This is a genomic window from Pseudomonas sp. (assembly GCF_049653025.1).
Classification (GTDB): Bacteria; Pseudomonadota; Gammaproteobacteria; order Pseudomonadales; family Pseudomonadaceae; genus Aquipseudomonas.
The window spans coordinates 896,578-904,728 of sequence record NZ_JBASFM010000006.1; the positions used below are offsets into that span (position 1 = coordinate 896,578).

The 8,151-nt window shown below is 59.5% G+C and carries 7 protein-coding genes; 2 read left to right on the forward strand and 5 right to left on the reverse strand.

Features of this window, described 5'->3' with window-relative positions; translation table 11 throughout:
* The first annotated feature begins 1 nt into the window (after position 1).
* Positions 2–3,049 (forward strand): multidrug efflux RND transporter permease subunit, encoded by a 3,048-nt coding sequence (locus tag WBK23_RS07195; RefSeq protein WP_424483271.1) that lies wholly within the window; start codon positions 2–4, stop codon positions 3,047–3,049.
* Positions 3,050–3,296: 247 nt separating this feature from the next.
* Here WBK23_RS07195 and WBK23_RS07200 read toward each other — a convergent pair whose 3' ends face one another.
* The 5 genes from WBK23_RS07200 to WBK23_RS07220 form a co-directional block, all read right to left on the reverse strand.
* Positions 3,297–3,527, reverse strand: a complete 231-nt coding sequence (locus WBK23_RS07200) for a hypothetical protein (protein ID WP_424483272.1) — start codon at positions 3,525–3,527, stop codon at positions 3,297–3,299.
* A gap of 599 nt (positions 3,528–4,126) precedes the next feature.
* Positions 4,127–5,770, reverse strand: a complete 1,644-nt coding sequence (groL, locus tag WBK23_RS07205) for a chaperonin GroEL (RefSeq protein ID WP_424483273.1) — start codon at positions 5,768–5,770, stop codon at positions 4,127–4,129.
* A gap of 59 nt (positions 5,771–5,829) precedes the next feature.
* Positions 5,830–6,123 (reverse strand): co-chaperone GroES, encoded by a 294-nt coding sequence (locus WBK23_RS07210; protein ID WP_090249058.1) that lies wholly within the window; start codon positions 6,121–6,123, stop codon positions 5,830–5,832.
* 212 nt (positions 6,124–6,335) lie between these two features.
* Positions 6,336–6,785 (reverse strand): FxsA family protein, encoded by a 450-nt coding sequence (locus WBK23_RS07215; protein ID WP_424483274.1) that lies wholly within the window; start codon positions 6,783–6,785, stop codon positions 6,336–6,338.
* A gap of 63 nt (positions 6,786–6,848) precedes the next feature.
* On the reverse strand, positions 6,849–7,580 hold the full coding sequence (locus tag WBK23_RS07220) for a HugZ family protein (protein ID WP_424483275.1): 732 nt from the start codon (positions 7,578–7,580) through the stop codon (positions 6,849–6,851).
* Positions 7,581–7,673: 93 nt separating this feature from the next.
* Here WBK23_RS07220 and WBK23_RS07225 point away from each other — a divergent pair.
* Positions 7,674–8,151: SDR family NAD(P)-dependent oxidoreductase (locus WBK23_RS07225; RefSeq protein ID WP_424483276.1), on the forward strand; the 478-nt coding region annotated here is incomplete at its 3' end.

The following is an 8,151-nucleotide window of genomic DNA, read 5'->3' on the forward strand; positions in this document are numbered from 1 at the left end:
TATGGCTTTTACTGATCCCTTTATCCGTCGCCCGGTATTGGCGACCGTGGTCAGTCTGTTGATCATCCTGCTTGGCTTTCAGGCATTCAGCAAACTGACCATCCGCCAGTACCCGCAGATGGAAAACGCCCTGATCACGGTGAGCACCGCCTACCCGGGGGCCAACGCCGAAACCATTCAGGGCTATATCACTCAGCCGCTGCAACAGAGCCTGGCCAGCGCCGAAGGCATCGATTACATGACCTCGGTCAGCCGACAGAATGTGTCGATCATCTCGATCTATGCGCGTATCGGCGCCGATAGCGACCGCTTGTTCACCGAATTGCTGGCCAAGGCCAACGAGGTGAAGAACCAGCTGCCGCAGGATGCCGAAGACCCGGTGCTGAGCAAGGAAGCCGCCGATTCCTCGGCGCTGATGTACATCAGCTTCTACAGCGACGAGCTGTCCAACCCGCAGATTACCGACTACCTGTCGCGGGTGATCCAGCCCAAGCTGGCCACCCTGCCCGGCATGGCCGAGGCCGAAATCCTTGGCAACCAGGTGTTTGCCATGCGCTTGTGGCTCGACCCGGTGAAGATGGCGGCCTATGGCGTGACCGCAGGCGACGTCAATGACGCGGTGCGCAAGTACAACTTCCTCTCCGCCGCCGGCGAAGTGAAAGGCCAGTACGTGGTCACCAGCATCAACGCCGAGACCGACCTGAAATCCGCCGAGGCCTTTGCCGCCATCCCGCTGAAGACCGTGGGCGACAGCCGCGTGCTGATCCGCGATGTGGCCCGGGTGGAAATGGGTGCGGAAAACTACGACTCGATCAGCTCCTTCGATGGCATTCCCTCGGTGTATATCGGCATCAAGGGCACACCCAGCGCCAACCCGCTGGATGTGATCAAGGAAGTCCGCGGCCTGATGCCCGAGCTGGAAGCCCAGCTGCCGCCGAACCTGAAAGTCTCGATCGCCTACGACGCCACGCTGTTTATCCAAGCTTCGATCGACGAGGTGGTGAAGACCCTGTTCGAAGCCGTGCTGATCGTCATCGTCGTGGTGTTCCTGTTCCTGGGTGCGTTCCGCTCGGTACTGATCCCGGTGATCACCATTCCGCTGTCGATGATCGGTGTGCTGTTCTTTATGCAGCTGATGGGTTACTCGATCAACCTGCTGACGCTGCTGGCCATGGTGCTGGCCATCGGCCTGGTGGTGGACGACGCGATCGTGGTGGTGGAGAACATTCACCGCCATATCGAAGAAGGCAAGACGCCTTTCGACGCGGCCATCGAGGGCGCGCGTGAGATTGCCGTGCCGGTGGTCTCGATGACTATCACCCTGGCGGCGGTATACGCCCCCATCGGCTTCCTCGACGGCCTCACCGGGGCGTTATTCAAGGAGTTCGCCCTGACCCTGGCCGGCGCGGTGATCATCTCCGGCGTCGTCGCCCTGACGTTGTCACCGATGATGTGCTCGCGCCTGCTGCGCCACGAAGAGAACCCCTCGGGCCTGGCGCACAAGCTCGACCAGATCTTCGACAGCCTCAAGCAGCGCTACCAGCGCGCCCTGCATGGCACGTTGAACACCCGCGCCGTGGTGCTGGTGTTCGCCGTGATCGTCATGTGCCTGATCCCGGTGCTGCTCAAGTTCACCAAGAGCGAGCTGGCCCCCGACGAAGACCAGGGCATCATCTTTATGATGGCCAGCGCGCCGCAGCCGACCAACCTGGAGTACCTGAACAAGTACACCGATGAGTTCGTGACCATCTTCAAGAAGTTCCCCGAGTACTACTCCTCGTTCCAGATCAACGGCTTCAACGGCGTGCAAGCGGGTATCGGCGGCTTCCTGATGACGCCATGGAACGAGCGCGAACGCACCCAGATGGAGCTGCTACCGGAAGTTCAGGCGCGCCTGTCACAGATTCCCGGCCTGCAGATCTTCGGCTTCAACCTGCCGTCCTTGCCGGGTACCGGCGAAGGTTTGCCGTTCCAGTTCGTGATCAACACCCCCAACGACTACCAGTCGCTGCTGCAGGTGACGGAGCGGGTCAAGCAGCGCGCGGTGGACTCCGGCAAGTTCGCCTTCCTCGACGTCGACCTGGCGTTCGACAAGCCGGAAGTGGTGGTGGAAATCGACCGCGAGAAAGCCGCACAGATGGGCGTATCCATGCAGGACCTCGGCCTGACCCTGGCCAGCCTGCTCGGTGAAGGCGAGATCAACCGTTTCACCATCGACGGGCGCAGCTACAAGGTGATCGCCCAGGTCGAGCGCGCCTACCGCGACAACCCGGACTGGCTCAGCAGCTACTACGTGAAGAGCGAGAGCGGCGAGATGCTGGCGCTGTCGACCCTGATCAAGGTCAGCGACCGTGCCCGCCCAACCCAGCTCAACCAGTTCCAGCAGCTCAACTCGGCGATTATCCAGGGCGTGCCGATTGTCAGCATGGGCGAGGCCATCGACACCGTAACGCAGATCATGCAGGAAGAGGCCCCCGCCGGCTTCGCCTTCGACTACGCCGGGGCCTCGCGCCAGTACGTGCAGGAAGGCAGCGCGCTGTATGTGACCTTCGCCCTGGCGCTGGCACTGATCTTCCTGGTGCTGGCGGCGCAGTTCGAGAGTTTCCGCGACCCACTGGTGATCATGGTCACGGTACCGCTGTCGATCTGTGGCGCGCTGATTCCGCTGTTCCTCGGCCTGTCGAGCATGAACATCTACACCCAGGTGGGCCTGGTGACGTTGATTGGCTTGATCACCAAGCACGGCATCCTGATTGTCGAGTTCGCCAACCAGCTGCGCCGCGAGAAAGGCCTGTCGCGCCGTGAAGCAGTCGAGGAAGCGGCGGCGATTCGCCTGCGTCCAGTCCTGATGACCACCGCAGCCATGGTCTTCGGCATGGTGCCGCTGATCCTTGCCAGCGGCGCGGGCGCGGTAAGCCGCTTCGACATCGGCCTGGTGATCGCCACCGGCATGTCGATCGGCACCCTGTTCACTCTGTTCGTACTGCCCTGCGTGTACAGCCTGCTGGCCCAGCCAGACGCACCGTCAAAAGCTGCCAAGGCTCACTAACGCCCAAAGATGGTCACCAAGGATAGCGGGGCACAAAAAATCGTCCGGAACGATTTTTGATGTCGAGCAGCAACGGCCCGAAAAGGGTGGCGGCCATGGATGGCAAGCCACAAAAAATCGTCCGGAGCGATTTTTGACGTTGCGCAGCGACAGCCCCGAAGGGGTGGTTGCCATGGATGGCAAGCCACAAAAAAGCCCTGCATTGCAGGGCTTTTTACTGTCTGGCATCCAGCGGGATCAATCGGCCTCAACCTTGAGAGCGCATACCTTGCGACAGGCCGAACATCAATAACAACAGGTCATGGTCAGGGCGCACCGTTTCAGCGGCACGGGCCTGGGGCGGTAACGGGCAATTATCCAGATCCACTGCACTGTGGCTGACCACCTGCGGACCCGCCTCCTGCCAGGCTGCGGCCGCTATTGAAGCCACACTAAGCGCAGCCACAACAAACAAACCTCGTGCGATTTCTAGCTTCATCACTGCAACCTCTTGATAGCGCTGCCAAACGCTGTTTGTAGACCCTAGATCACTGATAACCGCTGCGTCGCTCTTTGCGACCAGCGGTCGTTACTGCCGGACTCTGCCAGCAACCACACCAGATCATCCTGATCCACAAGCAAGCCATTTAGCAGGCCAGGCTTCGAACCGCATTCGCGCCAATGGTTCAACCCTTCGGCAAACCAAGGGTTAGGGGCGTATCACCGCGCATTGGCGGTAACAACCTCAGGGTCACTTAATTGCCCATTTGCATCAGCGTGAAGCGTCATAGAACCAGCGCTTTTAAAACAGCCGCTGGCAAACCATAACCGGCAATTTTTCCACCGAAACGGCAAAAAACCGCGTGGTAGAGCACATCCAGGTGAGGTCACAACAAGGGGGCGGTCATGCTGACCAGCAGCACACGCCAAGATGACAGACTCCAGTCCCGGAGCCTAAGGCAAACAAAGCAATTGGCGTACCGCTTTGTTGCGCGGAGAAGTGTATAACCCAGAAAAATGAAAACCCCGTGACAGGCACGGGGTTTTCTTTACTGCGTGCAAACCGCCTGGCGGCGGCCTGCGAGGGGCCGGGCTGGCTTACATCATGCCGCCCATGCCACCCATGCCGCCCATGTCTGGCATACCGCCACCAGCCGCCTTGTCTTCAACCACTTCGGCGATCATCGCTTCGGTGGTGATCATCAGGCTGCCGATCGAAGCTGCAGCTTGCAGCGCCGAACGGGTGACCTTGGCCGGATCGAGAATACCCATCTCGATCATGTCGCCGTAGGTGTCGGTAGCGGCGTTGAAGCCGTAGTTGCCTGAACCCTGCTTGACCTTGTCGACCACTACGCTTGGCTCGCCGCCGGCGTTGGAAACGATCTGACGCAGCGGTGCTTCAACAGCACGACGCAGCAGAGCGATACCGACGTCCTGATCGGCGTTGTCGCCTTTCAGCTCGCTGATGGCCTGCAGAGCGCGTACCAGAGCCACGCCACCGCCAGGTACCACGCCTTCTTCAACGGCTGCACGGGTCGCGTGCAGGGCGTCATCAACGCGGGCTTTCTTCTCTTTCATTTCAACTTCGGTGCCGGCACCAACTTTGATCACTGCAACACCGCCAGCCAGTTTAGCCAGACGCTCTTGCAGCTTCTCTTTGTCGTAGTCGGACGAAGTGTCTTCAACCTGCTTACGGATCTGCGCAACGCGCGATTCGATATCAGCTTGCTGACCAGCACCATCGATGATGGTGGTGTTTTCTTTGCTCAGGATTACGCGCTTGGCGTTGCCCAGGTGCTCCAGGGTGGCGCTTTCCAGGCTCAGACCGATCTCTTCGGAGATAACGGTACCGCCAGTCAGAACGGCGATGTCCTGCAGCATGGCCTTGCGACGGTCGCCGAAGCCCGGTGCCTTAACGGCAGCGACTTTGACGATGCCACGCATGTTGTTCACAACCAGAGTCGCCAGGGCTTCGCCTTCAACGTCTTCGGCCACGATCAGCAGCGGACGGCCGGATTTGGCCACGGCTTCGAGAACTGGCAGCAGTTCGCGGATGTTGGAGATCTTCTTGTCGACCAGCAGGATCAGCGGGCCGTCGAGCTCGGCCACCATGGTGTCCGGCTTGTTGATGAAGTACGGGGACAGGTAACCACGGTCGAACTGCATGCCTTCAACAACCGACAGTTCGTTTTCCAGGCCCGAGCCTTCTTCAACGGTGATCACGCCTTCTTTACCGACTTTTTCCATGGCTTCGGCAATGATTTCGCCGATGGAGCTGTCGGAGTTAGCGGAGATCGAACCTACCTGAGCGATGGCTTTGGTGTCAGCGCACGGCTTGGACAGCTTCTTCAGCTCAGCAACGATGGCGATGGTCGCCTTGTCGATGCCGCGCTTGAGGTCCATCGGGTTCATGCCGGCAGCGACGGCTTTCAGGCCTTCGTTGACGATGGCTTGAGCCAGAACGGTGGCGGTGGTGGTGCCGTCGCCAGCGTCATCGTTGGCACGGGAAGCAACGTCTTTAACCAGCTGCGCGCCCATGTTCTCGAAGCGATCTTTCAGCTCGATTTCTTTGGCAACGGAAACGCCGTCCTTGGTGATGGTCGGAGCGCCGTAGCTCTTCTCGATGATCACGTTACGGCCTTTCGGGCCGAGGGTAGCTTTTACTGCGTCAGCCAGAACGTTGACACCAGTAAGCATTTTCTTGCGGGCGGAATCGCCGAATTTAACTTCTTTAGCAGCCATGATGGTTATTCCTTGATTCGTTCAAATAGAGCGGAATTCGTAGCGACGGGGCGCTGAAATCAACCTTCAACGACAGCGAGAATTTCGCTCTCGCTCATTACCAGCAGGTCTTCGCCGTCAACTTTGATGGTGTTGCTGCCGGAGTAAGGGCCAAACACCACTTTGTCGCCGACTTTAACGGCCAGGGCACGCACTTCACCGTTGTCCAGCACGCGGCCGGTACCGACAGCGAGGATTTCACCGCTGTTGGCTTTCTCGGCAGCGGAACCTGGCAGCACGATGCCACCGGCGGTTTTCTTTTCTTCTTCGCTGCGACGGATTACAACGCGGTCATGCAGAGGACGAAGCTTCATTGTCGATCTCTCCCAATAGGTGGTTTACAGCGGCTGGTGTATTCACCAGCGGGTTAGCAAAGTCCGGCGAGGCCGGTAGCGCTACGCCAGGCGCAGCGCTGAAGTCTGAACATAAAACCTTGCGGTGACCGCTACATAAGGGCGCGCAAGGGGATTTCAAGGGCAGATAGTGAATTTTTTTAATATGTGAAAGCCTTTTTACGAGCCGCAAATCAGTCGCGGCGTTCGTATTCGCCTTCCAGCACATTGGGGCGAACTTGCCCGGAGCGCGCGACCTGGTCGTCGAAAAAGGCGCGCTGACGCATGGCCTGTTCGGCGGCACGCAGGCGCACCTTGTTGACCAGCAGGCGGCGGGTGAAGGGAATCAGGCAAAGCACGCCGAAGATGTCGCTGATAAAGCCAGGCAGCAACAGCAGACCACCACCGACGGCGATCAGCAGGCCTTCGAGCATTTCCTGCTCGGGCAACTCACCACGGGAAAGCTTTTCACGCGCGCGCCAAGCGGTGGCAACGCCGGCTACACGCAGCAAGACGCTGCCGAGAATGGCCGTACCTATAACCAGCAACAGGGTCGGCAACACGCCGATGGCGCTGCCCACTTGAATCAGCAGGGCCAGCTCGATGATCGGAAACAGCAAAAACAGAAACAGAAAAGCGCGCATCAAAGGTTCCTTAACGGAAGATCAGCTTCCTATGAGACAGAAGTATGGGGCGTTAGGCTGAATTCAAGCTGAAGGCTGACCGTCGGTCGGCCAGACCTCGGCGCGGGCCAGTGCCACCAAGGTTTGGCGCACCTCCAGCGGACTGTTACAGGATGTTGGAAATGCCAGCCAATACAGGCTCTGGCCGATGCGCAGGTGAAAACCTTCGCTGTCGATACCGACCAGCTCGGCAGGTGCATGGCTAGGCAGGCCTGCTAGTTCGACATAATGGGTGATGGCCGCAACATGGTCGCTGTTCATATGTTCGAGCATGCTGATCTCACTGTCCCCCGCAAAGGGATTGGCCAGGGCCACCTGATCCAGCCAGTGAATTGCGCCGAAACCGCCGATATAGCGCCAGCGCACCGGTTCCAATCGCCAGAAATCAAAATCATGGGCCTGGTGATAACCGCGCGACTCGGGGAAATAGCGGTAATAGCGCTGCGCCGCCGCCTCGATCTGCGCCGCATCCTCCACTTGCCGCGCCTCGGCGAGCAGCGTCAAGCGGCCCACGGCCTGCACATCCTCGGCCCCGCGCTCACCAATCAGCAGAGAACACTTGCCGTCCAGCTTGAGGTTATGGGTGTGCTGGGCGATGCGGCTGATCAAAATCAGCGGCCAGCCCTGGGCATCCAGGCAATAAGGCACCACTGATCCGAAAGGGAAACCCGGCATGGCCTTTGAGTGGGTGCTGAGCGCACCCCGGTATTCCTTGAGCAGCAATTCTCGGGCATGCTTGCGGGCTTTCACGCTCAACTTATGACTCCTTGCATAGAATCCGTCACAGAACGGGAGGCTCCTAGATTAACCGCCGGCAAGGCCACACGACACCATTTGAGGGGATTCGCGATGCAACTTAAAGACAAGGTCATCATCATTACCGGCGGCTGCCAGGGCCTGGGCCGCGCCATGGCCGAATACCTGGCGGACAAGGGCGTCAAGCTGGCGCTGGTCGACCTGAATCAGGAAAAACTCGACGAAGCCGTGGCCGCCTGCAAGGCCCAGGGCGTGGAAGCACGCGCCTACCTGTGCAACGTCGCCAATGAAGAGCAAGTGACCCAGACCGTGGCACAGATTGCCGAAGACTTCGGCGCGATCAACGGCCTGGTCAACAACGCCGGCATCCTGCGCGACGGCCTGACCATCAAGGTCAAGGACGGCGAACTCACCAAGCTGAGCCTGGCGCAGTGGCAGTCGGTGATCGACGTCAACCTGACCGGCGTGTTCCTCTGCACCCGCGAAGTCGCGGCGAAGATGATCGAGCTAAAGAATGAAGGCGCAATCATCAACATCTCCTCGATCTCCCGTGCCGGCAACATGGGCCAGG